Below are 26018 nucleotides of genomic sequence, written 5' to 3'. Positions count from 1 at the left end.
GATGCATACCAGCGACCCACTCGAGGCTGCCCGCGCTCTGCTCAACCGCCCGGCGTCGGTGCGGCACGGCTACCTCGACGTGTTGGGCGAGTCGACGGCCGCGCCCGTGCCGACGTTCGCGCAGCGGGCGATGAACAGCCCGCTCGTGGCGTCCGTGTACGAACGGCTGTGGCGCCCGATTTCGTTCTACATCGCCAGCGGCGTCACCACCGGCGCCGAACAGCGCCGCGCGGCTGATGCGCTGCACCTGGCGACGGCGAGCCGGCTCCTCGATGTCGCTTGCGGGCCAGGGAATTTCACCGGCAAGTTGGCACGGCGACTTCCCGCCGGCGGCCTGGCCGTCGGGTTCGACATCTCTGAGCCGATGCTGACCCGGGCCGTGCACGACAACAGCGGACCGGGCATCTGCTACGTCCGCGGCGACGCGCGAGCGCTGCCGTTCGGCGACGAGACATTCGACGCGGTGTGCTGTTTTGGTGCGCTGTATCTGATGCCGGAGCCGTTCCGGGTCGTCCACGAGATGGTGCGCGTGCTCAAACCCGGCGGGCGGATCGCGATTCTCACCAGTTATGCGGGCCAACAGCCGCCGGTCCGGCTGGCCCTGTCCGCTACCGCCCGGGTGATCGGGTTGCGGATGTTCGGCCGTGACGAGTTCGTCAACTTGTTCACCGAGGCGGGGCTGGTCGACGTCGAACAGCAGGCCCAGCGGGCGTTGCAGTTCCTGAGCGCGGCCAAGCCGCACCCGGTGGCGGGCTGAGAACCCGCGCTATCCAAGCGGGGATCGTAAGCGTATGCTTACCGTTAGTGACTACTTACGAAAGCACGGATGCATGGGCCGCGCTTGCTGATCGCACCCGACGAGCGATTTTCAAGCGTCTTGCGGGTGGACCGATGGCCGTCGGCGAGTTGGCCCACGGGCTGCCGGTGAGCAGACCAGCCGTGTCTCAACACCTGAAAGTGCTCAAGCGCGCCGGCCTGGTCGGGGACCGCGCAGTCGGAACGCGGAGGGTCTATCACGTCGATCCGGAGGGCCTGAAGGCCTTGAGGTCGGAGCTAGACGTGTTCTGGGCCAGGGCATTAGACGCCTACAAGCTCATCGCAGATGAAGGGATACCGGATCAATGAATCCATCGGCAGTCCCGCCGGTTCGCAAAGAAATCGTCGTCAACACCGGGGTCGAGCGAGCGTTCAGAATATTCGTCGACCAGTTCGATGCGATCAAGCCGCGGGAGCACAATCTATTGCCAGTCCCGGTGGCCGAAACCGTCTTTGAGCCGCGTGTTGGCGGACACATCTACGACGTGGGAATCGACGGCAGCCGGTGCGAGTGGTCTCGCGTTCTCGCGTATGAGCCACCAAACCGGGTGGTGTTTTCCTGGGACATCGGACCGACATGGCAATTGGAAACAGATCCGGCCAAGACAAGCGAAGTCGAGGTGCGGTTCATCGCTGAAGCCGAGGATCGCACTCGGGTGGAGTTGGAGCACCGCCACCTTGAACGCCACGGCGCGGGCTGGCAGGCGGTAGCCGACGGGATCGGCGGTGATGCGGGATGGCCGTTATACCTGTGCCGCTACGCCGAGATAGCGACGGCGGGGATCACGCGATGATCGTGGGTGAAAAGTCCTTGATGGACTTGGCATACGACGAGCGAGTTGACCTCGCCGATTTCCTTGAATCCTTGGAGCCGCGCGAGTGGCATGCGCCGACGCTCTGCGAAAAATGGACGGTGAAAGACGTTGTCGCGCACGTCGTGAGCTATGAAGAGTTGTCGCGGTTTGCGTTGATCGGGCGCTTCGCGAAAGGTCTGGTGGTCCACGCCAACCAAGTAGGCGTTCGGAAGTTCGCGCAAAGATCTCCCGACGAGTTGCTGGAGTTCCTTCGCAACCACCTTCATCCGAAAGGGCTTACCGCCGCTTTCGGCGGCATGATCGCGCTCGTCGACGCGACTGTCCATCACCAAGACATCAGGCGGGCACTCGGCTATCCGCGCATCGCGCCGGCCGAGCGCCTGGAACGTATTCTGCCTCTGGTGCCTAGGAATCCGCGGCTGGGTGCGGGGCGACGTATCAGGGGGTTACGCCTTCGTGCCACCGATGTCGATTGGCAACATGGAGACGGCCCCGAGGTGGTTGGCACCGGAGAGGCACTCTTGATGGCGATGACCGGCAGGGGCGCAGCGCTGCGCGACTTGTCCGGGCCGGGGACACAAAAGTTGGCTAGTCGCTTATAGCCGCCGCCCTGACCTGCTCAAACTCTGTGGAGCTAAGGGGATTCGAACCCCTGACCTACTCGATGCGAACGAGTCGCGCTACCAACTGCGCCATAGCCCCTTAATTTGATGGTGGCGACCCGCTGCGCCCGGCTTCGCCGCGCTTGCTATCGCCACTTATCGCTAGCAGGTTACCAGCCGTGCTCAGCGAAGCCGAACCCGTTACTGGCCGACCGCCCTGGGCAGGTCGCGGTGCCAGCCGTATTGCTCCGCGTACGGCGCATAGTCGAGATGCTCGAAAATCGGGTCCTCGTCATCGATCTCCAGCACGACCGCTCCCGGGCGGCGCAACCGCGCGGGGACCACGTCGAACTCGCGGTCGAGGGTGCTCTCCACACCGAGCCGCGCGCGGGCCATCCGCTGCATGCGGCGCCGGCGCACCCGCGCCTCGATCCGGGTCTGCCGACGCAGGTAGCCCAGGTACAGCACCGTGAGGGCGCCGGTGGCTCCGCAGACCCACCAGGCCGATGGCGACAATACGAACGCCGCCGCGGCCGAGCCTGCCAGCACCAGTGCCATCGCCATCAGCACCCGCTTACGGAATGCGTATTTGCGGGCGCTGACCGCGGCGGCCGTCCTGGCGCTGTAGCCGCGCCGTCGCATAACGGCCGGCGCTGGATCTTCTTCGGCGATCGGTATGCCGGAAGTGTCCTCGACGTACTCGTATTCGTCGTCTTCGGCAGTGGGTTGGTCCTCGTCTTCAGAGTCTTCAGGGTCTTCAGGGTCTTCGGGGTTCGCTTCCTCACCCGGCGGAAGCGCAGCGGCGTTCTCCTCGATCACATCGACATCCAGGTACTGCGGCTCGGGTTCGGCGTCCTCGGCCGCCGCAACCGCCACGTCCGCCCCGGGCGTCGGCAGCGCCTCGGTGTCCTCGTCGAGGTCCTCACGAAGGTCTTCGAACTCGTTTTCCTCGGGCTGCCAGTTCGGATCGCTGCGATGGCCCGCCGCCGGACCGCCGCGGCGGAGCAGCCGGGCCGCGGCGCCGCTGTTGAGCACGCGGGTCGCCAACGCCACGTCGCTGGTCCGGCGCACCGCATCACGCTTGCTGACCAGCATCGGCACCAGCACGAATAGCCAGAGCACCACGAGGGAGATCCACAGTATCGATTGCGGGATGCTTGGCATGGTGGGCCGCTCCTTTCCCCGCCGCACAAACACGCCCTGGTGAAGGCGTACCGATGACAATTACACACCTGTAATTCGCTGGTTACAAGCACCAACAGTCACAAATGCCACATCAGTAACAAACGACGGCAAAGATTTTCCGCGTTATCCCGGGTGATTCACGGGCGGCTACACCCAGCTGGCGTGCCCGTCGCGCACCAGGGCCGACGCCGCCGACCCGTACACCTCTTCAACGGTGACCGCGAGCAGCAGATGATCGCGCCAGGCCCCGTCGACCTGCAGGTAGCGCCGCAGCAGCCCTTCCTCGCGGAAGCCCACCTTTGCCAGCACGGCCCGGCTCGCCGCGTTCTCCGGACGCACGGTGGCCTCCACCCGGTGCAGCATGACCGGGCCGAAGCAATGGTCGAGGCCGAGCGCCAACGCCGCGGTGGCCACCCCGCCCCCGGTCACCGAGCTGGACACCCAGTACCCGATCCAGGCCGATCGCAGCGCGCCGTGGGTCACGTTGCCGATTGTCAGCTGCCCGCAGAACTGTCCGTCCAGCTCGATGACATACGGCAGCATGCGTCCCTTGCGCGCTTCGGACCGCAGGCTCGAGCACACCGCCGGCCACGCCGAAACGGTATGACGCACAGTCCAATCCGAGTCTGTGCTGGGCTCCCATGGCTCCAGATGACGCCGATCGGCCAAGCGGATGCGGCTCCACTGCGCCGCGTCGCGCATCCGTACCGGGCGCAACCGGACCACCCCGGCCGGCACCCGCAACGGGCCGACCTTCAGCGGCCATCCCGGATGCTGAGAGCTGGACCGCCACAGGTTCACGAGATTGCGCCGCCGGGATCGTTCAACCACGCTGGGCCAGGAACGCGACATCGACGATCTCGCCGGTGCGGATCTGCTCTGCCTCGCTGGGAACCATAATCAGACAGTTTGCCTCCGCCAGCGTCGCCAGCAAGTGCGAGGACGCGCCGGGAGCACCGCCGAGCGCCTGCACCAGGTACTCGCCGGTCTCCTGATCGCGCATCAGCTGACCGCGCAGGTATCCCCGGCGCCCGGGCACCGAGGTGATCGGCGACAGCGTGCGTGCTTGCACCACCCGTCGCATCGGCTGCCGCTTGCCCAGCGATAACCTGATCAGCGGTCGCACCATCACCTCGAAGACGACCAGCGCGCTGACCGGGTTGGCGGGCAGCAGAAATGTCGGGACTCCCTCGCGGCCCAGCTGGCCGAAACCCTGCACCGACCCCGGATGCATGGCGACCCGGGTGACCTCCATCTCGCCGAGCTCGGCGAGCACTGCGCGCACCGCCTCGGCGGCCGCACCCCCGACCGCGCCGGCGATGACCACAATTTCGGCCCGATTGATTTGGCCCTCAACGATTTCGCCCAGCTCTTTGGGATCGTTGCTGACGATCCCGACGCGGTTCACCTCCGCGCCGGCATCCCGGCCGGCCGCCGCCAGCGCGTAGGAATTGACGTCGTAGACCTGTCCGTTGCCGGGTGTGCGCGAAATGTCAACCAGCTCACCGCCGACGGCCATCACCGACAGCCGTGGCCGCGGGTGTACCAGCACTCGTTCCCGGCCGACGGCTGCCAGCAACCCGACCTGGGCGGGGCCGATGATCGTGCCGGCGCGTACCGCCACGTCGCCGGGTTGCACGTCGTCGCCGGTGCGTCGCACATACGCGCCCGAGCGCACGCCACGCAGCACCCGAACCCGGGATTGTCCGCCGTCGGTCCACCGCAACGGCAAAACGGCGTCGGCCAGTGTCGGCAAGGGTGCGCCGGTCTGCACCCGGGCGGCCTGGCGCGGCTGCAACCGGCTGGGCGTGCGCGTCCCGGCTTCGATGGTTCCCATCACCGGCAGCACCACGCCGTCGCCGCCGTCGCCGTGATCCTCGGAGTCGTCGGAATCGCCGACGCCGAGCACGTCGACACTGCGCACCGCATAGCCGTCGATGGCGGCCTGGTCGAATCCGGGCAGCGGACGCTCGGTGACTACTTCTTCGGCGCACATCAGCCCCTGCGCTTCGGCGATCGCGACACGCACCGGCCGCGGCGCCACCGCGGCGGCCGTCACCCGAGCTTGCTGCTCCTCCACCGATCGCACGACGCGCCTTTCTGCTCTTCAGTGGTGCCGGGCGCGCGCTTGCTAGTTCTTTGCGCCCCGACCCGCCGCGTTCTCGCTGAGGCCCAATCGCGCCACCAACCATTGCCGCAACTCCGGGCCGTAGTCGTCCCGGTTCAAGGCAAAGTCAACCGCAGCTTTGAGGTATCCCCCGGGATTTCCCAGGTCGTGTCGAGAGCCTCGATGCACGACAACATGCACCGGATGTCCTTCGGCGATCAACAGCGCGATCGCGTCGGTGAGCTGGACTTCACCACCGGCGCCGCGGTCGATGCGGCGCAACGCGTCGAAGATCGCGCGGTCGAGCACGTAGCGCCCGGCCGCCGCATACCGCGACGGAGCATCGGCCGGCTTGGGCTTTTCGACCATGCCCTTGACCTTCAGCACGTCCGGGCTGTCCGCGTCGGGAACGGGCTCGACGTCGAAAACGCCGTAGGCGCTGATCTCTTCGGGACTGACCTCGATGGCACACAGCACGCTGCCGCCGAGCTGCGCCCGCACCGCCGACATGGTTTCCAGCACCCCGGTGGGCAACACGAGGTCGTCGGGCAACAGCACCGACACCGCATCCTCGTCCTCGGACAGCACCGGCTCGACGCACCCGATCGCGTGGCCCAGCCCGAGCGGCTCGGCCTGCACCACGGACTCGACCTTGATCAGTTGCGGCGCCCGGCGCACCTTGGCCAGCATCGCTTTCTTGCCGCGCGCCTCCAGCGTGCCCTCGAGGACCAGGTCTTCGACGAAATGCGCGACGACGCCGTCCTTACCCTCCGAAGTGACGATCACCAGCCGCTCCGCGCCGGCGTCGGCGGCCTCTTCGGCCACCAGCTCGATGCCCGGGGTGTCGACGACCGGTAGCAGCTCTTTGGGCACTGTCTTGGTGGCGGGCAGGAAGCGAGTGCCCAGGCCCGCGGCGGGAACAATGGCCGTACGCGGAACTCGAGACGGTGCACGTGACATCGTTCACACGATAACCGTGCGTCGAAGTGGCGGCGCGCGTGGCCTTGCTGTCATCGTTGAGCTCGTGGCGACCGCGGGCAAAGCCGCTTTGCGAGATCAACTGCTGGCAGCCCGGCGTTCGGTCGCCGACGACATCCGCGCGGCCGATGCCCGCGCACTGGCCGGTCATGTCGCCGGCATTGTCGAGGCCGGCGGCACGGTCTGCGCCTTCGTTCCGGTGGGCGCCGAACCGGGGTCGATCGAAATGCTGGACGCGCTGCTGGGGCGGGCGGCACGGGTGCTGCTGCCGGTCGCGCGAACCCGCGGCGACGACACCCCGCTGCCGTTGCAGTGGGGCGAATACCGGCCCGGCCGGCTGGTGACCGCGCGGTTCGGCCTGCTCGAGCCCGCCGAGCCTTGGCTGCCGCCCACGGCGCTGGCCGAAGCTCACCTGGTGCTGGTGCCCGCGTTGGCCGTCGACCGGTTCGGCGTGCGGCTGGGCCGTGGCCGCGGGTTCTATGACCGGTCTCTGGTATATCGCGACGCACAGGCCCGTCTGGTCGCGGTGGTCCGCGACGCGGAAGTCCTCGATGAGCTGCCCTGCGAGCCGCATGACGTGCGGATGAGCCACGCGCTCACCCCGAAAGCCGGGCTCATCGCCCTCGACGCCACCCGGGAATCGGGCGACGGAAATGGCGGTTCTAGCACTTAACACGGTAGAGTGCTAACGAACGCGACATCCGGAGGTTTCTGTGCCGACCTACAGCTATGCGTGCACTGCGTGCGGCAACCGCTTCGACGTGGTCCAGGCCTTCACCGACGACGCTTTGACCACCTGCGAGCGCTGCGCGGGCCGATTGCGCAAACTGTTCGGCTCCGTGGGCGTGGTCTTCAAAGGCAGCGGCTTCTACCGCACCGACAGCCGCGAATCCAGCAAGAGCTCGACGAACGGCTCCGCCAAGAGTGAGTCGTCGACCGGTGAAAAGTCCAGCTCGTCGGATACATCCGGCTCTTCGGAGAAGGCCTCGTCGACATCGGAGTCCGCGAAATCAGCCGCAGCTAGCTAGCGGGTTATCCACAAGCGGTCGTCCTGGACGATCGCGCCCGGCATTGCCCACGCTTAGCGTTGCCGCGTGGGCGATTCGCTGAATCCGTCGGCGCTGACCCGGATCTCGCAGTGGCTGCGCCCGGACTGGACCCGAACGGTGCTGGCCCGACGAGTTGCCGCCGCCACACTGGTGGTGCTCGCCGGCGTTGCGGCGTTTCGGTCCGATCCCGGCGGTGATCACGCCGAGGTGGTTGTCGCCACCCGCGACCTACACCCGGGCGCCGCGTTGACGGCCGACGATGTTCGACTCGAAAGACGTTTGGCAGCAAGCATTCCCGACGGCTCCCAAGCCGACCTCGACAGCGTGGTCGGCGCGACGCTGACCGGCCCGGCGCGGCGGGGCGAAATACTCACCGACGTGCGCCTGCTGAGCAGCCGGCTGGCCGAGTCGAGCGCCGGGCCCGGCGCGCGGATCGTGCCGCTGCACCCGGTCGACAGCGCGCTGATCGACATGGTGCGCGCCGGGGATGTCGTCGACGTGATCGCCGCTCCGGAGGCCGACAGCCATGCCGATCCCCGGATCGTCGCGAGCAATGCCGTCGTCGTGCTGGTCTCGGCGAAGCCGAAAATGCAAGCCGACGACCGGGTGGTGCTGGTAGCCCTACCGTCGGCCGCGGCGACCGCCCTGGCCGGCGCGGCGCTGGCTCAGCGCATCACCCTCACCTTGCACTAGGTTGTCAGGCGGCTGCCGGCTGCTCGCTGGCGCAGTACTTGCACTTCTGCGCGGCCTCAGGGATGTCGGACATGCATTGCGGGCAGGCCTTTGTCGCCGGCTCCTCACCGAAAACGGTGACGCCGCGGCGTTTCTGAATGTGCCGGTAGGGCACCACAATCGCGACGTAGACGGTGGCCATGAAGACCAAGAAGTAGATGATGGCCCCGATAAACGACCCGATGTCCAAAAAGGTCGCCTTGTTGCCTGCGTCGCCGAGCTGCCAGCCCAAACCCAACTTCGTACCCGGCTGTGCGGCCGCGACAAGCGGGTTGATCACATTGTTGGTGAATGCCTCGACCAGATTCGAGAATGCCAAGGCCACAACCAGGCCGACGGCCACGGTGATCACGTCACCGCGCATGACGAAATCTCTGAACCCCTTTATCACGCGAGCCAACCTCCCGTCACAGGAATCGTGCGAGCGACGCGGCGCCGCCCGAAAAAGACGCTATGCCGGTTGGGAACCCTGCGCGGGTTTTAAGAGCAATTAGTCACCGAGGTTTGACCGCATCGTGACTGACGGCCGCAGAGCGCGCTCACAAGTGATGCGGTGGCTGGTTCTCCCGGAGCCATCGCTCATGCTCGTCGAGGTCGCGTTCGACCTCGCGATCGTCTTCGCGGTCGGTCAAATTTCCAGACTCGAAAGCTGTCCGATGATGTGGGCCGCCAGCGGATTCAGCGTCGCCATGCCGTCGCGCACCGCATAGCGTGACCCGGCGAGGTTGACCACCAGCGTGCTGCCGGAGATTCCGGCCAGACCACGCGACAATCCGGCGTCGACAATGCCGGCAGACAACGCCGATGCGCGCAATGCCTCAGCGATACCGAGGATTTCGCGATCGAGAATGTCTCGGGTGGCTTCCGGCGTGACATCGCGAGGCGTCACGCCCGTGCCGCCCACCGACACCACCAGATCCACCCCGCCGATCACCGCGGTGTTCAGCGCATTGCGGATCTCCACCTCGTCGGCGGCGACGACCACGACCCCGTCGACGAGGAAACCCGCCTCGGTGAGCAGCTCGGTGACCAGAGGCCCGCTGTGGTCCTCTTCGTCACCGTGAGCGGTGCGATCGTCGACAACCACGACCAGTGCCCTGCCGACCAAGTCCGCACGCTGTTCCATGGTTGCAACGGTATATCTGCGGTCCGACGCGGATCCGGCGTCTCTCATCACTGTTCCGCCTTTCCGAGCGTGACCTGAATCGTGCGGCTCTCGCCTGACGGCTCAAGGTAGGTCAGCGTGATCTTCTCCCCGGGTGCCTTGGACCGCACCGCCGCGACCAGACCATCGGCGCTGTTGATCGTGCGATCGTTGACCTTGGTGACCACCACACCGCTGGGCAATCCGGCGCCGGCCGCCGCGCCGCCCGGAACGACGTCGACGACCTTGGCCCCGTGCGCTGCCTTGTCGCTGGTGACCTGGACGCCCAGCGAGGCATGTGAGGCCGTCCCATTGCTGATCAGTTCGTCGGCGATGCGCTTGGCCTGGTCGATGGGGATTGCGAAGCCGAGCCCGATCGAGCCGCTCTGGCTGTCGGTGGAATCACCGCCGAGCGTGGCGATGGCCGAGTTGACGCCGATCAAATCGCCGTTCATGTTGACCAGCGCGCCGCCGGAGTTACCCGGGTTGATCGCGGCGTCGGTCTGGATGGCGTCGAGCACGGTGTTCTGGTTGCCGGTATCCCCGGTCGTGGACACCGGGCGGTTGAGCGCACTGACAATGCCAGTGGTCACGGTTCCCTGCAGGCCCAGCGGCGATCCGACTGCGACCACCGGCTGGCCGACGACCAGATTCGCCGAGGAGCCCAGGCTGATCGGGGTCAGTCCGGACACCCCCTCGGCCCGCACCACCGCAATGTCGGTGGTGGGGTCGGTTCCGACCACGGTGAACGACGCGGTACGCCCGTCGGAAAAGGTCACGGTGGTCTTCGGCTCCCCGCCGGCCCCGGGGAACAGACCGGGCGGCGGACCACCACGGTCCCCGCCGGCGGCGGCCGCGACAACGTGGTTGTTGGTCAGGATCAGCCCGTCAGACGACAAGACGATGCCCGAACCCTCCTCGGACTGCCTGCCCAAATCCGTCTCGAGCATCACGACGCTGGGCACCACCTTGGCGGCCACCTGCTCGACGGTTCCGCCGGGCACATTGGCGGCCGGGATGCTCGGCGCCGGCCCGTTGGCGGTCCTGGTGGGCAAATGACTGACGGGCTGGGCGCTGTGCTGAACCACCGACGCCGCGGCCCCGCCGATACCGGCCGAGACGACGGCAATCGCCAGCGCGCCTGCCGTCAATAAGCCTGCTCGAGAACGCTTTTGGGGCGCAGCAAGCGCACCTGAACCGGCCGGGGTGGGCTGGCCGCTACCGTACGGGGCGAACGGCTGCCGGTATCCCGGCTGCTGCGCGTAGCGCCAGTCGAACTGCTGGGCATACGCGGGCTGGCTGCCCTGCTCGGAATAGCCCGGCGCGCCAGGCTGATCAGACCCCGGACGGTATCCGGCCTGCTGCGGCGGTGGCGAATACCGCGGGTGATTCGTCATACGCTAAATCGCTCTTCCTGTGCAACGTGCTGGCGGGGCAGTGATCGCAAACTACCTTGCCTGCGTGGACTGAGATTCCTCTGAGATAACGTTCGTCGCTGCTGAGGAGTTTCCCGGTTTTTCCGCATCGCTAACATCGGCCTGCGGCGCAAGCTGTCCGGGCAGCAATACGTACATCGACGTGCCCGGCGGCTGGCCTCCGGGCACGGTGTCTTCAACGCGAAGGGCACCACCGTGATTGAGCACCACCTGTTTGACGATCGCGAGCCCTAGTCCCGACCCGGGCATCGCCCGCGCCGCCGTCGAGCGGAAGAAGCGTTCGAACACCAGCTCACGCTCATGCGGGGAGATGCCGGGCCCATAATCGGAGACCACCAGTTCGGTGTGGGCCGGATCGAGCTGGGTCATGCGGACCCGGACAGTCTCGCCCGACGGGCTCCACTTGGCCGCGTTGTCCAGCAGGTTCAGCACCGCTCGCGACAAGCCGGCGGCGTCGCCGTAGACCATCCACGGAATCACCTGAACGTCGAACTCCACGTCGTTGCGGCGGCGGCGGACCCGCTCCAGGCAGCGATCGATCACCTCGGACATGTCGACCGGCTCGTGCACTACCTCGGCGGCGTCCTCTCGGGTGAGGTCCACCAGATCACCCACCAGCGTGGACAATTCTTCGATCTGCCCGATCACGTCGGCGCGCAGATCATTCATTTCCTGCTCGGGTATCGGCGGCGCCCCCGGGGCCGACGAGGCCATCAGCAGTTCGACATTGGTGCGCAGCGATGTCAGCGGGGTTTTAAGTTCGTGCCCGGCGTCGGCGACCAACCGGGCCTGCCGCTCCCGTGAGTCGGCCAGTGCGCGCAGCATCAAATTGAAGGCCTCGGTGAGGCGGGCCAGCTCGTCGCTGCCGGTCACCGGGATGGGCCGAAGGTCGTCGGTGCGCGCCACGTGCTCGGCCGCTTCGGTGAGTTTGGCCACCGGGCGCAGCCCGGCTCGGGTGACCATCCCGCCGGCCACTGCGGCCACCACCACACCGACCCCGCCGACGGCCAAAAGCACCCAGCGCAGTTTCGTCATCACCGCGTCGGTGGGCTCCAGGCTCTTGGAGAGCAGCAGCGAGCTGCCGTTGGGCAAATGAATGGCCAGCACGCGCTGGCCGTTGGCGGTACGCCGCGACATGAACAACTCTCCGCGGATGACCGCCTTTTCCTGCTGGCCGACCGGCAACCGCTGTCCGGTCTGGTTGGCGGTGTAAACGAACCGGCCGGGGTTGATCAGCATCGCGTTGACGTCCGAATACGCGGTGCCCTCGATGGCTTTGCCGGGATCGGCCGCCAACGATCCGCTCGCGATCAGCAGCTGTGCCCTGCTTTGCAGCTGGTTGTCGATGTCCTTGTACAGCGCCGCCGAAACCACCGCGTACACAGCGACGGACATCAGCACGACGACCATCGCGACCATGGACATCGCCAGCAGCATCACCCGCCACCGCAGCGACAACGACGTGGTCGCCCGCAGTGGAGCTCGACGCCGCATGCGCAGCCAGGACATTAGGGAGGAGTTTCGCGGAGCACGTAACCCACTCCGCGCACGGTGTGGATCAGCCGCGGCTCTCCTTCGGCTTCGGTCTTGCGGCGCAGATACCCGACGTACACCTCAAGCGCATTGCCCGAGGTGGGGAAATCGAATCCCCACACCTCTTCGAGGATGCGGCTGCGGGACAGCACTCGCCGTGGGTTGGCGATCAGCATTTCCAGCAGCGCGAATTCGGTGCGCGTCAGGCTGATCTGACGTTGGCCACGGGTGACTTCCCGGGTCAACGGGTCCAAGGTGAGGTCGGCGAAAGTCATGGCCACCGACTCGCCGTTGTCTTCGGGCTGGGTGCGGCGCAACAACGCCCGCAGCCGGGCCAACAGCTCTTCAAGCGCGAACGGCTTGGGCAGATAGTCGTCGGCGCCGGCGTCCAGGCCGGCCACCCGCTCGGAGATCGCATCGCGCGCAGTCAACACCAGAATCGGCAGGTCATCGCCGGTGCTGCGCAGCTGGCGGCACACTTCCAGACCGTCCAGCTTGGGCATCATGACGTCCAGGACCAGGGCGTCGGGCCGGTCGATGCTGATCATCTCCAGCGCCTCGACGCCGTCCTGGGCCAACGCCACCGAGTACCCATTGAAAGACAGCGAGCGGCGCAGCGAGTCCCGCACCGCACGATCGTCGTCAACGACAAGAATTCGCACGAGTACAGTCTCGTCTAATCGCCTGAGAGTTACCTAAGAAATACCCAGTAGAGCCTTGGTGACCAGCCACGATGCCCACGCTCGGGCGGGCGGGTCGGCTCAGCGTCGGTCGAAGTCGATGAGACCCAGCCGGGCCGCTTTGAGCAACCGGCGCGGCACCTTGTGCCGCTGCCCGGCCACCGTCACGCCCACCAGTTCGGGCTTGGCGGCCTTCCACTGCGCGCGCCGACTGCGGGTGTTCGCGCGCGACATCCTGCGCTTGGGCACAGCCATAATCGAGCCTTACTCCTGGTAGGGGGGCCGCCGCGGTAGAGGTCGACGGCGACAAGTTGGTTCACAGAATAGTCGGTGATCTGCCGGCTCCAAAATCGGGCAGCCCAGCCCGCGCGATGGCCGCTCACCTGCCCGAGGGGGCATCCTTGACGTGGCACCGGCGGCACCCGCTAACCTACCGGTTGGTTGGGGCGCTGAGGGTGCGCCTAGATGGAGGACGCGTATGAAACCCCCAGTTCGCATTGGGAACTGCTCGGGGTTCTATGGCGACCGACTCTCGGCGATGCGCGAGATGCTCACCGGCGGCGAGCTGGACTACCTCACCGGCGATTACCTCGCCGAGCTGACCATGCTCATCTTGGGCCGCGACCGGATGAAGCATCCCGAGCGCGGCTACGCCAAGACGTTCCTCACCCAGCTCGAGGAGTGCCTGGGACTGGCCCACGACCACGGCGTGCGCATCGTCGCCAACGCGGGCGGGCTCAACCCTGCCGGTCTGGCCGACGCGGTGCGCTCGCTGGCCGAGCGGCTGGGCGTCCCGACGCGGGTGGCACACGTCGAAGGCGACGACCTCACATCTCGCGCCCAGGAGTTGGGGCTGGGCACCCCGTTGACGGCCAACGCCTACCTGGGCGCCTGGGGCATCGTCGACTGCCTTGCTGCCGGCGCCGACGTCGTCGTCACCGGACGGGTGACGGACGCGTCGGTGATTGTCGGTCCGGCGGCCGCGCACTTCGGCTGGGGGCGCACCGATTACGACCAACTTGCCGGCGCCGTCGTCGCCGGCCACGTCATCGAATGCGGCGTGCAGGCCACCGGCGGCAACTACGCCTTCTTCACCGAGGTGCCCGATCTGACCTACGCCGGGTTCCCGCTCGCCGAAATCCACCCCGACGGTTCGTCGGTGATCACCAAACACCCCGGGACGGGAGGTCTGGTCAGCATCGGCACGGTCACCGCGCAGCTGCTCTACGAGGTCACCGGGGCCCGCTACGCCAACCCCGACGTCACCGCCCGGATGGACACCATCGAGCTGTCTGATGATGGCCCGGACCGGGTGCGAATCAGCGGCGTGGTCGGCGAACCGCCACCGCCGACGCTGAAAGTTTCGTTGAACAGCATCGGTGGTTTCCGCAACACGATGACGTTCGTGTTGACCGGCTTGGACATCGAAGCGAAAGCCGAGTTGGTGCGCCGGCAACTGGAATCGAGCCTGACCGCCAAGCCAGCCGAAATGCAGTGGACGCTGGCTCGTACCGACCATCCCGACGCCGACACCGAAGAAGCGGCCAGCGCGCTGCTGCGCTGCGTGGTCCGCGACCCGGACCCCGCCAACGTCGGCCGCCAATTCTCCTCGGCAGCAGTCGAACTCGCGCTGGCCAGCTATCCCGGATTCACTGTCACCGCCCCGCCCGGCGAGGGCCAGGTCTACGGAGTGTTCACTCCCGCATACGTCGACGCGGACAAGGTGGCCCACATTGCCGTACACGACGATGGGACCCGCACCGAGATTCCCTGTGCCAGTGACACTTTAGAGCTCGCGCCGGCTGACCCTCCTGAGCTGCCCGAGCCGCTGCCGGCCGGACCGACCCGGCGCGCACCGCTGGGCCTGGTGGCGGGCGCCCGCAGCGGCGACAAAGGCGGTTCGGCCAACGTCGGCGTCTGGGTGCGCACCGACGAACAGTGGCGCTGGCTGGTCCACACCTTGACCGTCGACGCGCTCAAGACGCTGCTGCCCGAGACCGCGGACCTGCCCGTCACCCGTCATGTGCTGCCCAACCTGCGCGCGGTCAACTTCGTCATCGATGACATCCTGGGCCAGGGGGTGGCCTACCAAGCCCGCTTCGATCCGCAGGCCAAGGGGCTGGGCGAATGGCTGCGCAGCCGTCATGTCGATATCCCGGAAAGGCTGCTGCCGTGAGTATTTGGACCACGCCCGAGCGCGACCAGCTCCGCAAGACGGTGCGCTCGTTCGCCGAGCGGGAAATCCTCCCCCACGTCGATGAGTGGGAACGGGCCGGCGAGCTGCCGCGCGAGCTGCACCGGCGCGCGGGCGAGGCCGGGCTGTTGGGAGCGAGCTTTCCCGAAGCGGTCGGTGGCGGCGGCGGCGACGGCGCCGACGCGGTGATCATCTGCGAGGAGTTGCACGAAGCCGGTGTGCCCGGCGGGGTGTTCGCGTCACTGTTCACCTCCGGCATCGCGGTGCCGCACATGGCGGCGTCCGGCGACCAGCGGCTCATCGACACGTTCGTGCGTCCGACGCTGGCCGGTGAGAAGATCGGCGCGCTGGCCATCACCGAACCCGGCGGCGGATCGGACGTCGGTCATCTTCGCACCACGGCGGGCCGCGACGGCGACCACTACGTGGTCAACGGCGCCAAGACCTACATCACCTCCGGGGTGCGCGCCGACTACGTCGTGACCGCGGTGCGCACCGGCGGCCCCGGTGCGGCCGGGGTGTCCTTGCTGGTGGTGGAGAAAGGCACGCCCGGTTTCGAAGTCACCCGCAAACTGGACAAGATGGGTTGGCGGTCTTCGGATACCGCCGAGCTGGCCTATACCGACGCCCGGGTGCCGGTGGCCAATCTGGTCGGCGTCGAGAACACAGGTTTCGCGCAGATCGCTGCCGCTTTTGTTTCTGAACGCATCGGGCTTGCCGCGCAGGCATATTCGAGTGCACAGCGTTGCCTGGACCTGACGGTTCAGTGGTGTCGCGACCGCGAAACGTTCGGCCAGCCGCTCATCAGGCGCCAGGCCGTGCAGAACACCCTGGCCGAGATGGCCCGGCGGATCGACGTCGCCCGGGTGTATTCGCGCAACGTAGTGGAACGCCAGCTCGCCGGGGAGACCAACCTCATCGCGCAGGTGTGCTTCGCCAAGAACACCGCGGTAAAGGCCGGCGAATGGGTTGCCCACCAAGCCGTTCAGCTGTTCGGCGGCATGGGTTACATGACTGAGTCCGAAGTCGAGCGCCAGTACCGCGATATGCGCATCCTGGGCATCGGCGGTGGAACGACCGAAATCCTGACGTCATTGGCCGCCAAAACCCTGGGATACCAAGCATGATTACACCGCCTCCTCCTCATCGCTCCGCTCTGCATCGTCGGCGGTGGCCGTGACCGTACTGCAGTCCGTACTGGATCCTTCCTCCTCCAGCTACACCGAAGCCGCATCGGCAATGTCGGACAAGCTCGACGAGATCAACGGCGAACTCGCCAAAGCCCTCGCCGGTGGTGGCGCCAAGTACGTCGAACGCCACCATGCCCGTGGCAAGCTCACCGCGCGGGAACGCATCGAGTTGCTGGTCGACCCCGATTCCCCGTTTTTGGAGCTGAGCCCGCTGGCCGCCTACGGCAGCGCATTCACCGTCGGCGCCAGCCTGGTGGTCGGGATCGGGGCGGTGTCGGGGGTGGAATGCATGATCGTCGCCAACGACCCGACGGTCAAAGGCGGCACCAGCAATCCGTGGACGCTTCGAAAGATCCTGCGCGCCAACCAGATCGCTTTCCAGAACCGGCTTCCGGTGATTTCGTTGGTGGAATCCGGCGGCGCGGACCTGCCCACCCAGAAGGAGATCTTCATTCCGGGCGGGCAGATGTTCCGCGACCTGACCCGGCTCTCAGCCGCCGGCATACCCACGATCGCCCTGGTATTCGGCAACTCCACCGCGGGCGGGGCCTACATCCCCGGCATGTCCGACCACGTCGTGATGATCAAAGAGCGCTCGAAGGTCTTTTTGGCCGGCCCACCGCTGGTGAAGATGGCCACCGGCGAGGAGTCCGACGACGAATCGTTGGGCGGTGCCGAAATGCATGCCCGGGTCTCGGGATTGGCGGACTACTTCGCAGTCGACGAACTGGACGCGATCAGGATCGGCCGGCGCATCGTGGCGCGGTTGAACTGGAAGAAACTAGGGCCCTCGCCCAGGCCCGTGACCGAGCCGCTGTTCGACCCCGAGGAGCTGATCGGTATCGTGCCCCCGGACCTGCGCATCCCGTTCGACCCCCGGGAGGTGATCGCCCGCATTGTCGACGGCTCCGAATTCGACGAATTCAAGCCCATGTACGGCTCGTCGCTGGTGACCGGCTGGGCACAGCTGCACGGCTACCCGCTCGGCATCTTGGCCAATGCCCGCGGGATTTTGTTCAGTGAGGAATCGCAGAAAGCCACTCAGTTCATTCAGCTGGCCAATCGCAGCGACACACCATTGTTGTTCTTGCACAACACCACTGGGTACATGGTCGGCAAAGACTACGAAGAGGGCGGGATGATCAAGCACGGCTCGATGATGATCAACGCCGTGTCGAACTCGACCGTGCCGCACATCTCGCTGCTGATCGGCGCGTCCTACGGCGCCGGCCACTACGGGATGTGCGGACGTGCCTATGACCCGAGGTTCTTGTTCGCCTGGCCCAGCGCCAAGTCAGCGGTGATGGGCGGCGCCCAGCTTGCCGGCGTGCTGTCGATCGTGAGCCGCGCCGCCGCCCAAGCCCGCGGCCAGCAGGTCGACGAGGAAGCCGACGCCGCGATGCGCGCGGCCGTGGAGGGCCAGATCGAAGCCGAGTCGCTGCCGTTGATTTTGTCCGGGATGCTCTACGACGACGGCGTGATCGACCCGCGTGATACCCGCACGGTGCTGGGAATGTGCTTGTCCGCCATCGCCAATGCCCCGATCGAGGGGACGTCGAACTTCGGCGTCTTCCGGATGTGACGCTCATGATCAGTCGAGTCCTGGTAGCTAACCGCGGCGAGATCGCCCGGCGGGTGTTCGCCACCTGCCGACGACTCGGTCTGGGCACCGTCGCCGTCTACACCGAGCCGGATGCCGCCGCCCCACATGTCGCCGAGGCCGACGCCCGGGTGCGGCTGGCCAACACCACCGACTACCTCAACGCTGACGCGATCATCGCCGCCGCCCGCGCCGCCGGCGCCGACGCGATTCATCCGGGCTACGGATTCCTTTCGGAGAACCCCGATTTCGCCGCCGCGGTGGCCGATGCCGGGCTCATCTGGATCGGGCCTCCGGCGGCGGCGGTGCGGGCGATGGGCTCCAAGATCGAAGCCAAGAAGATGATGTCCGCCGCCGGGGTCCCGGTGCTCGACGAGCTCGACCCGCGAGCCGTCACAGCAGAGCAGCTGCCGGTGCTGGTCAAGGCGTCGGCGGGCGGCGGCGGGCGCGGGATGCGAGTGGTCACCGAATTGTCCGCTCTGGCGGGCGAAGTCGAGGCCGCCCGTCGCGAGGCGCAGTCGGCGTTCGGCGATCCCACGGTGTTCTGCGAGCGTTATCTGCCCACCGGCCACCACGTCGAGGTCCAAGTGATCGCCGACACGCACGGCACCGTGTGGGCCGTCGGTGAACGCGAATGCTCGATTCAGCGTCGGCACCAGAAGATCATCGAAGAAGCGCCCTCACCGTTGGTCGAGCGCACTCCCGGGATGCGGGCCAAGCTGTTCGACGCCGCCCGGCTGGCCGCCGAGGCGATCGGCTACACCGGCGCCGGGACGGTGGAATTCCTCGCCGACGACGACGGCGATTTCTACTTTTTGGAGATGAACACCAGGCTGCAGGTCGAGCACCCGGTTACCGAGGAGACCACCGGACTCGACCTGGTCGAGCTGCAGCTCGTGGTGGCCGATGGTGCCCGGCTCGATGCCGAACCGCCGCTGGCGCAGGGCCATTCGATTGAGGCGCGCATCTATGCCGAGGACCCGGCACACGGCTGGCAACCGCAGGCCGGCCAAATGCACCGCATCGACGTGCCGGGCGTACGCGCCGAGTTCGATTCGCTCGGTGCGCGGACCGGAATCCGGCTGGACTCCGGGGTCGTCGCCGGCTCGGTGGTGTCCATCCACTACGACCCGATGCTGGCCAAGGTCATCTCCTATGCCCCCAACCGCCGAGCGTCGGCGATGGTGCTGGCCGATGCGCTGGCGCGCACCCGGATGCACGGCGTGCGCACCAACCGCGATCTGCTGGTCAACGTGTTGCGCCATCCCGCATTTCTCGACGGCGCCACCGACACCGCGTTCTTCGACACCCACGGGGTGACGCAGCTGTCGGCACCGCTGGCCGGCCCGACGGCGATCAGGCTGTCGGCCGTCGCGGCCGCACTCGCCGATGCCGCGCACAATCGTGCGACGGCGCCGGTTTTCGCCTCCATCCCCAGCGGTTGGCGCAACTTGGCGTCGGGATATCAGGTCAAGAGCTATCTCGACGACAACGGCAACGAGTACCGCATCGAATACCGGTTCACCAGAAGCGGTTTGGAGATCACCGACGATGTTGAGCTGGTTGCCGCGACTCCGGACGAGGTTGTGCTGGCCGGCGGCGACGGGGTGGCGCACAGCTTCGCCATTGCCCGCTACGGTGACAATCTCGAAGACGTCTACGTCGACTCCCCGCACGGCCCCGTCCACCTGATTGCTCAGCCGCGATTCCCGGAACCCGGCTCGGCCGTCGAGCAGGGCTCACTGGTGGCGCCGATGCCGGGCAATGTCATCCGCGTCGGCGCCGATGTCGGTGACACCGTCGTCGCCGGCCAGCCGTTGGTGTGGCTGGAAGCGATGAAGATGGAGCACACCATCACCGCACCTACCGACGGCGTCCTGGCGCAACTCAACGTCACCACCGGACAGCAAGTCGAGCTCGGCGCCATCCTGGCCCGCGTCGACCCATCCGAGAACCCAGAAGGAGACTCCCAGGCATGACCGACAGCAGTTTCATCGAGAACGAGGAACGTCAGGCGCTGCGAAAGGCGGTCGCCGCCCTGGTATCCAACTGCGGCCAGGACTACTACCTGGAGAAAGCCCGGGCCCACCAGCACACCGACGAATTGTGGAACGAGGCAGGCAAACTCGGCTTCCTCGGGGTGAACCTGCCCGAACAGTACGGCGGCGGCGGCGCCGGCATGTACGAACTGTCGCTGGTGATGGAGGAGATGGCTGCGCATGGCTGCGCGCTGCTGATGATGGTGGTGTCACCGGCCATCAACGGCACGATCATCTCCAAGTTCGGCACCGACGAACAAAAACAGCGCTGGCTGCCCGGTATCGCCGACGGGTCGATCACGATGGCGTTCGCGATCACCGAGCCCGACGCCGGCTCGAACTCACACCGGATCACCACCACGGCCCGCCGCGACGGCAGCGACTGGATCCTTTCCGGCCAAAAAGTTTTCATCTCCGGCGTCGACCAGGCGCAGATGGTGCTGGTAGTCGGACGCACCGAGGAAGCCAAAACCGGCAAGCTGCGTCCGGCGCTGTTCGTGGTGCCCACCGACGCGCCCGGGTTCACCTACACCCCGATCGAGATGGAGCTGATCAGCCCCGAGCGCCAGTTCCAGGTCTTCATCGACGACGTGCGGTTACCGGCGGATGCGCTGGTGGGCTCGGAGGACGCCGCGATCGCGCAACTGTTCGCCGGCCTGAACCCGGAGCGGATCATGGGCGCGGCCAGCGCGGTGGGCATGGGCCGGTTCGCGATCGGCAAGGCCACCGAGTATGTCAAGACCCGCCAGGTGTGGGGCACTCCGATCGGCGCGCATCAGGGGCTCTCGCACCCGTTGGCGCAGAACCACATTGAGGTCGAGCTGGCCAAGCTGATGATGCAGAAGGCCGCGATCCTCTACGACACCGGCGACGACGCCGGCGCTGCCGAGGCGGCCAACATGGCTAAATACGCCGCCGGCGAGGCGTCCGCGCGGGCGGTCGACCAGGCCGTGCAGTCGCTGGGCGGCAACGGGCTGACCCAGGAGTACGGCATCGCGGCGGCGTTGACCGCATCGCGGTTGTCGCGGATCGCGCCGGTCAGCCGTGAGATGGTGCTCAACTTCGTCGCGCAGACGTCGCTGGGCCTGCCCCGTTCCTACTGATGGAACGGCTCGTTCAATACGCCGTCGACGGGCACGCCGCCCGGCTGACACTGGACTCCCCGCACAACCGCAACGCGTTGTCGTCGCGACTGGTTGAACAACTGCACCAAGGGCTGCGCGACGCGGTCGCCGACCCGGCCGTGCGGGTACTGGTGCTCGGCCACACCGGGGGCACGTTCTGCGCCGGAGCCGATCTGTCCGAAGCCTCCGGTGGTGACCCCTCCGAGTTGGCCGCCGACCGGGCGCGCGAACTCACCGCGCTGCTGCGCGCGATCGTGGAGTCCCCGCTGCCGGTGATCGGAGCCATCGACGGGCACGTGCGCGCGGGCGGTTTCGGATTGGTCGGCGCGTGCGACATCGTGGTCGCCGGCCCGCGCAGCACGTTCGCGCTGACCGAGGCCCGGATCGGCGTCGCGCCCGCGATCATCTCGCTGACCCTGCTGCCGAAGATGTCCCCGCGGGCGGCGGCCCGCTATTACCTGACCGGCGAGAAGTTCGGCGCCGACGAGGCCGCCGCGATCGGGCTGATCACGATGGCCGCCGACGACGTCGACGCGGCGGTGACGTCGCTGGTCGCCGAGCTGCGGCACGCTTCGCCGCAGGGCCTGGCGGCATCAAAGGCGCTCACCACCGCGGCGGTCTTGGCGGGCTTCGACCGTGATGCCGAGCGCCTGGCCACCGAGTCGGCAAGGTTGTTCGTCTCCGACGAGGCCCGCGAAGGAATGCTGGCCTTCCTGCAGAAACGTCCGCCGCGGTGGAGCGATCCAGACAGCGGTGCGCGAGTTTAGCGAACTTGGTTTGCAGCGAAATCTGTTCGTCGTAGGCTCGTAATCGATGGGTAACTCAGCGCAGCAAAACGCATCGCACGCGTCGTCGCGGGCCGCGGATACCGACCGGATCCAGGTGGCGCAACTGCTGACCGACGCCGCGGCGCAGGGACGGCTGCAGCTGAGCGACTACGAGGAGCGGCTCGCCAAGGCCTACGCTGCGCAAACCTACGACGAACTGGACCGGCTACGGTCCGACCTTCCCGGTTATCCGGTGAGCATGCGGCGCGGCGGCACCTGCAAACCCGCGCCGTCCACGCTGCTGCTGGCCGTCATGAGCGCGTTCGAGCGGCGTGGCCGTTGGAACGTACCCAAGAAGCTGACGACGTTCGCGCTGTGGGGCGGCGGGGTTGTCGATCTGCGCTACGCCGACTTCACCTCCACCGACGTAGAGATTTACGCATGCTCGATCATGGGCGCGCAAACCATCCTGCTGCCGCCGGAAGTCAACGTCGAAATCCATGGCCACGGCGTGATGGGCAGCTTCGACCATCACGTTGACGGCGACGGCACACCCGGCGCGCCGACGGTGAAGATCCGCGGTTTCGCGCTGTGGGGAGGCGTCGCCGTCAAGCGCAAGAAGCGCAAAGCCAGAACTGCCAACTAGCGGCGCCGTCGCGACCGTAGATAGTCGCCGACCACTGCTGCGCCCAGCCCGTCGAGATCGGGCACCACAACCCGTCCCTCGACCCGTCGCGCAACCTGGTCGATGAACCGCGCCAACCCCGGGTCGCTGCCCAGCCGGAAGATGGTGATCTGCGCACCCAATCGGGCCATGTCGTCGAAGCCCCGCACGGTGTGGGCGATGGTCCGCGGATGCGGCGGGTAATCAAAGAACACCACCGACCCTTCGCCGTCCAGGCTTTCCAGGTGCGCGGTCGGTTCGCCGTCGGTGACAACCAGCACGACGGGCTGTGCGTTGGGGTGTTTCCGCAGATGCCGACCGGCCAACGCCAGCGCATGGTGCAAGTTGGTGCCCTGCTCGTACACACCTTCCAGGCCCATCAGCTCTGCGGGCGTCATCGTCCGCGCATAGCGCCCAAAAGCGATGATCTGCAACGCATCCGAGCGGAACCTGGTGCTCACCAGGTGGTTGAGCGCCAGCGCCGTCCGCTTCATCGGCAGCCACCGGTTTTCCATCACCATCGAGAACGAGGTGTCCACCAACAAGGCGACCGCAGCCTGGGTGCGGGTCTCGGTCTCGGAGACCTCCACGTCGTCGACGGTGATATGAATCGGGCGGTTGACCGTCCCGGTCCCGGCTTGCCGCAGCACCGCGTTGGTCAACGTCCGGGTGACGTTCCACGGCTCGGTGTCACCGAACTGCCAGGGCCGAGTTGCCCCGGTCAGTTCGCCGGCCGCCCCGGCGCGCCGATGGTCACGCTCACCGCGGCGCCCGGAAAGCTGTTGGGCCACATCACGTAACGCCGTCTCGCCGAGCCGGCGCATCGCCTTGGGCGACAGCCGCCACTGGCCGTCGGAGCCGCGGTCCAAAAAGCCCTGGTTGACCAGCGCCCGCTCCAACTCGGCGAGTGTTCGCGCATCCACGGCTGCCTCGTCGCCGAGCTGGCGGGCCAGCGCATCGAGGTCGACGTCGTCCATCGTCGCCCCCGGGTAGCTCTGCGACAGCTGCTCGGCCAGTTGTTCCAGCTCGGCGATGTCGGCCAGCGCCTGCGCCCCCTCACCCATGCCCAACGGGTTGTCGCCGGAGAACTCCGATGACCCCGTCCAATCCTCGCCCGGACGCATCGCTTGTAAGTGCGCATCCAGCCGGCTCAAAGCCTGCTGTAATGCCGGCGACCCAAATGCCTGCTGCGCCAACGCCTCCAGCTCGGCACGCTGGTCGGGACTCAGGCTGTTGAGGAAGCGCTGCGCGGCGGCGGCGCGCTTGGCCAGCGAGTCGATCAGCTCCTCGACGTTGCGCGGGTTCTCCGGAAAGAAGTCACCGTGCTTGTCCATGAAGTTCTGGAAATCCGCACTGGTGTCCTCGCCTCTCGCGTGCTTGTCGAGCAGATCGTTGAGGTCGTCGAGCATCTCGGTGACGCGTTGGCGATCCTCGTCGGTGGCCCCCTCCAACGCCTGCTTCATCCCGGCGAATCGCTGGTCGAGCATCTCACGGCCGAGCAAATCCTTGATCTGCTCGTACTTTTCGCGAGCCTCGGTGCTGCGCCAGTTGTACTCGGAAAGCTCTTGGATGGCCTTGGCCGGCGACGGCGACAACGCGTCGAGCTGCAGCTCCCCGAACCGGGCGTCGTCGTCGAGGGCACGGGCCAGCTCTTTACGCTCGGCCAGCACCGCCTCATCGAGCAGCTTCTTGATTTCCGCTAAGGTGCCATCTAAGTTGTTGTGACGCAATAGATCCCGTCGGCGCCGGTTAACCTCGGCAGCCAGCCGGTCCGCGCCGCGCATATTCTTACTGCCCCGGCGCAGCAATTCCGACAACGCCCGCCGCGGCGAGGTGCCCGCCATGACGTCCTGACCGATCTGCTCGAGCGCCTCGCGCAGGTCCACCGGCGGTGCCAGCGGGTCGGGCCCACCGGTGTAAGCCGAGTATCGTGACGAGTGGCCTCTAGCCATAGACGGTTTCGCCCTCTCCGGACACCTTGTCGATCCGTTTGGCCAAATACAGTGCCTCGAGGGCTAATTCGAGTGCTGCGGCACGCTCACCCTCGGATTTCGCGCCAAGACGGTCGGCGACCTTCTCGACGACGGGGAGGTCCGGCAACGCGCCCAGCACGTCTTTGGCCGACACCCGCTCGCCCGTCGTCACCGCGGAACCGCCTTCCACCGCGGCCACCAGTGAACCGACATCCAGACCGCCCAACACTTTCGACGCGGTGTCGGCGGTGGCACGGCGCAGCAGGTGTTCGAGGACGGCCTGTTCGCGGCCTTCTTCACCGGATTCGAATTCCAGCTTGCCGCGCAGCACGTCGATCACGGTGCCCAGGTCGACCACCCGGGCCACCGGGTCGGTCTCGCCGAGCACCGCGCCGCGGTGGCGTGCCGCGGCCGCCACCGTCTCGGCCGCCGCGATCGCGAACCGCGCCGACACCCCGGAACGCTGATCGACCGAGTTGGACTCCCGCAGATAGCGGGCGAACCGCGCGATCACCTGGATCAGGTGCTCGGGCACTTGCGCGCTCAGGCGTGCCTCCTGGCGGATCACACCCATCTCGGCCTCGAGCTCCAGCGGGTAGTGCGTGCGGATCTCGGCGCCGAAGCGGTCCTTGAGCGGGGTGATGATGCGACCGCGGTTGGTGTAGTCCTCGGGGTTGGCGCTGGCGACCACCAGCACATCCAGCGGAAGCCGCAGGGTGTAGCCGCGGACCTGGATGTCGCGCTCCTCCATGACGTTGAGCATCGACACCTGGATGCGTTCGGCCAGGTCGGGCAGCTCGTTGACCGCGACGATGCCGCGGTGCGCCCGCGGGATCAGCCCGTAGGCGATGGTCTCGGGATCACCGAGGGTGCGACCCTCGGCGACCTTGATCGGGTCGATGTCGCCGACCAGGTCGGCGACGCTGGTGTCGGGCGTGGCCAGTTTCTCGGTGTAGCGCTCGCTGCGGTGTTTCCACTCCACCGGCAGGTCGTCGCCGAGGGTTGCGGCGCGGCGGATCGACGCCGGCGTGATCGGCGAGTAGGGATGCTCGCCGAGCTCGGCACCGCCGATCACCGGCGTCCACTCGTCGAGCAGACCGACCAGCGCCCGCAACAGCCGCGTCTTGCCCTGGCCGCGTTCACCGAGCAGCACGAAGTCATGACCTGCGATGAGCGCCCGCTCCAGCTGCGGAATCACTGTGTCGTCGAAGCCCAGGATGCCCGGCCAGACCTCGTCGCCCTCGGCCAGCGCGGTCAGCAAATTCTCCCGGATTTCCTGCTTGACTCCCCGTTCGCGGTGCCCGGCGGCGCGCAATTCGCCGAGGGTGCGGGGCAGATGGCTAGGTGCAGTCACTACTCCACGCTACCGCGCACACCCACCCGGCCCGCC

The 26018-nt window shown here is 67.1% G+C and carries 26 protein-coding genes and 1 tRNA gene; 14 read left to right on the top strand and 13 right to left on the bottom strand.

Annotated elements, in window-relative coordinates:
• Position 1 precedes the first annotated feature (1 nt).
• From MSP7336_RS10625 to MSP7336_RS10610, 4 genes are read left to right on the top strand one after another with little or no spacing between them, the layout of a single operon-like run.
• The gene (locus tag MSP7336_RS10625) at positions 2–757 is read left to right on the top strand and encodes a class I SAM-dependent methyltransferase (protein ID WP_069396134.1); all 756 of its coding nucleotides are present in this window, start codon (positions 2–4) and stop codon (positions 755–757) included.
• 47 nt (positions 758–804) lie between these two features.
• Positions 805–1125 carry an ArsR/SmtB family transcription factor gene (locus MSP7336_RS10620; protein ID WP_069396135.1) on the top strand — a complete coding sequence of 107 codons (321 nt, stop codon included), beginning with the start codon at positions 805–807 and terminating at the stop codon, positions 1123–1125.
• Entirely contained in the window at positions 1122–1610 is a 489-nt protein-coding gene (locus tag MSP7336_RS10615; RefSeq protein WP_113963668.1) for an SRPBCC family protein, read from the top strand. Before MSP7336_RS10620 ends, MSP7336_RS10615 begins: the two co-directional genes overlap by 4 nt.
• The gene (locus tag MSP7336_RS10610; protein WP_181786693.1) at positions 1607–2233 is read left to right on the top strand and encodes a maleylpyruvate isomerase family mycothiol-dependent enzyme; all 627 of its coding nucleotides are present in this window, start codon (positions 1607–1609) and stop codon (positions 2231–2233) included. The genes MSP7336_RS10615 and MSP7336_RS10610 overlap by 4 nt, the downstream gene beginning before the upstream one ends.
• A 27-nt stretch (positions 2234–2260) precedes the next feature.
• Here the strand turns inward: MSP7336_RS10610 and MSP7336_RS10605 are convergent.
• The 5 genes from MSP7336_RS10605 to MSP7336_RS10585 all read right to left on the bottom strand — a co-directional run bounded on the left by MSP7336_RS10605 (position 2261) and on the right by MSP7336_RS10585 (position 6485).
• Positions 2261–2333: transfer RNA gene (locus MSP7336_RS10605), tRNA-Ala, on the bottom strand.
• Positions 2334–2434: 101 nt separating this feature from the next.
• Positions 2435–3397: a divisome protein SepX/GlpR gene (gene sepX / locus MSP7336_RS10600; RefSeq protein WP_113964866.1), complete on the bottom strand. Its 963-nt coding sequence runs from the start codon at positions 3395–3397 to the stop codon at positions 2435–2437.
• Positions 3398–3565: 168 nt separating this feature from the next.
• Positions 3566–4219 carry a GNAT family N-acetyltransferase gene (locus MSP7336_RS10595; protein ID WP_069396138.1) on the bottom strand — a complete coding sequence of 218 codons (654 nt, stop codon included), beginning with the start codon at positions 4217–4219 and terminating at the stop codon, positions 3566–3568.
• 22 nt (positions 4220–4241) lie between these two features.
• On the bottom strand, positions 4242–5507 hold the full coding sequence (gene glp / locus MSP7336_RS10590; RefSeq protein WP_069396139.1) for a molybdotransferase-like divisome protein Glp: 1266 nt from the start codon (positions 5505–5507) through the stop codon (positions 4242–4244).
• A gap of 42 nt (positions 5508–5549) precedes the next feature.
• Positions 5550–6485 (bottom strand): UTP--glucose-1-phosphate uridylyltransferase, encoded by a 936-nt coding sequence (locus MSP7336_RS10585; RefSeq protein ID WP_069396140.1) that lies wholly within the window; start codon positions 6483–6485, stop codon positions 5550–5552.
• A gap of 64 nt (positions 6486–6549) precedes the next feature.
• On the opposite strand from MSP7336_RS10585, the gene MSP7336_RS10580 reads away from it, so the two are divergent.
• The 3 genes from MSP7336_RS10580 (at position 6550) to MSP7336_RS10570 (ending at position 8245) form a co-directional block, all read left to right on the top strand.
• The gene (locus tag MSP7336_RS10580) at positions 6550–7176 is read left to right on the top strand and encodes a 5-formyltetrahydrofolate cyclo-ligase (RefSeq protein WP_113963666.1); all 627 of its coding nucleotides are present in this window, start codon (positions 6550–6552) and stop codon (positions 7174–7176) included.
• Positions 7177–7216: 40 nt separating this feature from the next.
• Complete coding sequence (locus MSP7336_RS10575) at positions 7217–7531, top strand: FmdB family zinc ribbon protein (protein WP_069396142.1); 315 nt, start codon at positions 7217–7219, stop codon at positions 7529–7531.
• 66 nt (positions 7532–7597) lie between these two features.
• Positions 7598–8245, top strand: a complete 648-nt coding sequence (locus tag MSP7336_RS10570) for an SAF domain-containing protein (protein ID WP_113963665.1) — start codon at positions 7598–7600, stop codon at positions 8243–8245.
• Positions 8246–8249: 4 nt separating this feature from the next.
• On the opposite strand, the gene MSP7336_RS10565 is transcribed toward MSP7336_RS10570, so the two are convergent.
• From MSP7336_RS10565 to rpmF, 6 genes are all read right to left on the bottom strand, one after another.
• Complete coding sequence (locus tag MSP7336_RS10565) at positions 8250–8675, bottom strand: large conductance mechanosensitive channel protein MscL (RefSeq protein ID WP_069396144.1); 426 nt, start codon at positions 8673–8675, stop codon at positions 8250–8252.
• Positions 8676–8912: 237 nt separating this feature from the next.
• Positions 8913–9458, bottom strand: a complete 546-nt coding sequence (locus tag MSP7336_RS10560; protein ID WP_084226440.1) for a MogA/MoaB family molybdenum cofactor biosynthesis protein — start codon at positions 9456–9458, stop codon at positions 8913–8915.
• Complete coding sequence (locus tag MSP7336_RS10555; RefSeq protein WP_113963664.1) at positions 9458–10825, bottom strand: S1C family serine protease; 1368 nt, start codon at positions 10823–10825, stop codon at positions 9458–9460. Before MSP7336_RS10555 ends, MSP7336_RS10560 begins: the two co-directional genes overlap by 1 nt.
• Before the next feature lie 51 nt (positions 10826–10876).
• Entirely contained in the window at positions 10877–12373 is a 1497-nt protein-coding gene (locus MSP7336_RS10550; RefSeq protein ID WP_113963663.1) for a HAMP domain-containing sensor histidine kinase, read from the bottom strand.
• Positions 12373–13059 carry a response regulator transcription factor gene (locus MSP7336_RS10545; protein WP_069396148.1) on the bottom strand — a complete coding sequence of 229 codons (687 nt, stop codon included), beginning with the start codon at positions 13057–13059 and terminating at the stop codon, positions 12373–12375. The genes MSP7336_RS10550 and MSP7336_RS10545 overlap by 1 nt, the downstream gene beginning before the upstream one ends.
• Positions 13060–13158: 99 nt before the next feature.
• Positions 13159–13332, bottom strand: coding sequence for a 50S ribosomal protein L32 (gene rpmF / locus MSP7336_RS10540; protein ID WP_069396149.1), 174 nt, complete (start codon positions 13330–13332; stop codon positions 13159–13161).
• 223 nt (positions 13333–13555) lie between these two features.
• Between rpmF and MSP7336_RS10535 the strand changes: the two genes are divergently transcribed.
• The 7 genes from MSP7336_RS10535 to MSP7336_RS10505 are packed head-to-tail and all read left to right on the top strand — an operon-like array spanning position 13556 to position 22637.
• On the top strand, positions 13556–15253 hold the full coding sequence (locus tag MSP7336_RS10535) for an acyclic terpene utilization AtuA family protein (RefSeq protein ID WP_113963662.1): 1698 nt from the start codon (positions 13556–13558) through the stop codon (positions 15251–15253).
• Positions 15250–16398, top strand: a complete 1149-nt coding sequence (locus tag MSP7336_RS10530) for an acyl-CoA dehydrogenase family protein (RefSeq protein WP_113963661.1) — start codon at positions 15250–15252, stop codon at positions 16396–16398. Before MSP7336_RS10535 ends, MSP7336_RS10530 begins: the two co-directional genes overlap by 4 nt.
• A gap of 49 nt (positions 16399–16447) precedes the next feature.
• Positions 16448–18043, top strand: a complete 1596-nt coding sequence (locus tag MSP7336_RS10525; RefSeq protein ID WP_425325740.1) for an acyl-CoA carboxylase subunit beta — start codon at positions 16448–16450, stop codon at positions 18041–18043.
• Between the two features lie 5 nt (positions 18044–18048).
• On the top strand, positions 18049–20040 hold the full coding sequence (locus tag MSP7336_RS10520; RefSeq protein ID WP_113964864.1) for an acetyl/propionyl/methylcrotonyl-CoA carboxylase subunit alpha: 1992 nt from the start codon (positions 18049–18051) through the stop codon (positions 20038–20040).
• A complete protein-coding gene (locus MSP7336_RS10515; RefSeq protein ID WP_113963660.1) occupies positions 20037–21203 on the top strand; it encodes an acyl-CoA dehydrogenase family protein in 1167 nt (388 codons plus the stop codon). Before MSP7336_RS10520 ends, MSP7336_RS10515 begins: the two co-directional genes overlap by 4 nt.
• Positions 21203–21991, top strand: a complete 789-nt coding sequence (locus tag MSP7336_RS10510) for an enoyl-CoA hydratase family protein (RefSeq protein ID WP_113963659.1) — start codon at positions 21203–21205, stop codon at positions 21989–21991. The genes MSP7336_RS10515 and MSP7336_RS10510 overlap by 1 nt, the downstream gene beginning before the upstream one ends.
• Before the next feature lie 46 nt (positions 21992–22037).
• A complete protein-coding gene (locus MSP7336_RS10505) occupies positions 22038–22637 on the top strand; it encodes a DUF1707 SHOCT-like domain-containing protein (protein WP_069396154.1) in 600 nt (199 codons plus the stop codon).
• Here the strand turns inward: MSP7336_RS10505 and MSP7336_RS10500 are convergent.
• Both MSP7336_RS10500 and MSP7336_RS10495 read right to left on the bottom strand, forming a co-directional pair.
• Positions 22634–24607: a vWA domain-containing protein gene (locus MSP7336_RS10500; RefSeq protein WP_113963658.1), complete on the bottom strand. Its 1974-nt coding sequence runs from the start codon at positions 24605–24607 to the stop codon at positions 22634–22636. The two genes, MSP7336_RS10505 and MSP7336_RS10500, sit on opposite strands and share 4 nt — an antisense overlap.
• Positions 24600–25982, bottom strand: a complete 1383-nt coding sequence (locus MSP7336_RS10495; protein WP_113963657.1) for a sigma 54-interacting transcriptional regulator — start codon at positions 25980–25982, stop codon at positions 24600–24602. Before MSP7336_RS10495 ends, MSP7336_RS10500 begins: the two co-directional genes overlap by 8 nt.
• Positions 25983–26018: the final 36 nt, after the last annotated feature.

The sequence above is a fragment of the Mycobacterium shimoidei genome, from assembly GCF_900417275.1.
Lineage (GTDB): Bacteria > Actinomycetota > Actinomycetes > Mycobacteriales > Mycobacteriaceae > Mycobacterium > Mycobacterium shimoidei.
Note: the sequence above shows the minus strand (reverse complement) of the source record. Positions and strands in the feature narration are given on the sequence as shown.

Excerpts from the sequence above, each read along its gene's own strand:
- MSP7336_RS10625 (WP_069396134.1), top strand. The coding sequence starts at position 2 with ATGCATACCAGCGACCCACTCGAGGCTGCCCGCGCTCTGCTCAACCGC.
- MSP7336_RS10615 (WP_113963668.1), top strand. The coding sequence starts at position 1,122 with ATGAATCCATCGGCAGTCCCGCCGGTTCGCAAAGAAATCGTCGTCAAC.
- MSP7336_RS10610 (WP_181786693.1), top strand. The coding sequence starts at position 1,607 with ATGATCGTGGGTGAAAAGTCCTTGATGGACTTGGCATACGACGAGCGA.
- sepX (WP_113964866.1), bottom strand. The coding sequence starts at position 3,397 with ATGCCAAGCATCCCGCAATCGATACTGTGGATCTCCCTCGTGGTGCTC.
- MSP7336_RS10585 (WP_069396140.1), bottom strand. The coding sequence starts at position 6,485 with ATGTCACGTGCACCGTCTCGAGTTCCGCGTACGGCCATTGTTCCCGCC.
- MSP7336_RS10560 (WP_084226440.1), bottom strand. The coding sequence starts at position 9,458 with ATGAGAGACGCCGGATCCGCGTCGGACCGCAGATATACCGTTGCAACC.
- MSP7336_RS10555 (WP_113963664.1), bottom strand. The coding sequence starts at position 10,825 with ATGACGAATCACCCGCGGTATTCGCCACCGCCGCAGCAGGCCGGATAC.
- MSP7336_RS10550 (WP_113963663.1), bottom strand. The coding sequence starts at position 12,373 with ATGTCCTGGCTGCGCATGCGGCGTCGAGCTCCACTGCGGGCGACCACG.
- rpmF (WP_069396149.1), bottom strand. The coding sequence starts at position 13,332 with ATGGCTGTGCCCAAGCGCAGGATGTCGCGCGCGAACACCCGCAGTCGG.
- MSP7336_RS10535 (WP_113963662.1), top strand. The coding sequence starts at position 13,556 with ATGAAACCCCCAGTTCGCATTGGGAACTGCTCGGGGTTCTATGGCGAC.
- MSP7336_RS10520 (WP_113964864.1), top strand. The coding sequence starts at position 18,049 with ATGATCAGTCGAGTCCTGGTAGCTAACCGCGGCGAGATCGCCCGGCGG.
- MSP7336_RS10515 (WP_113963660.1), top strand. The coding sequence starts at position 20,037 with ATGACCGACAGCAGTTTCATCGAGAACGAGGAACGTCAGGCGCTGCGA.
- MSP7336_RS10510 (WP_113963659.1), top strand. The coding sequence starts at position 21,203 with ATGGAACGGCTCGTTCAATACGCCGTCGACGGGCACGCCGCCCGGCTG.
- MSP7336_RS10505 (WP_069396154.1), top strand. The coding sequence starts at position 22,038 with ATGGGTAACTCAGCGCAGCAAAACGCATCGCACGCGTCGTCGCGGGCC.
- MSP7336_RS10500 (WP_113963658.1), bottom strand. The coding sequence starts at position 24,607 with ATGGCTAGAGGCCACTCGTCACGATACTCGGCTTACACCGGTGGGCCC.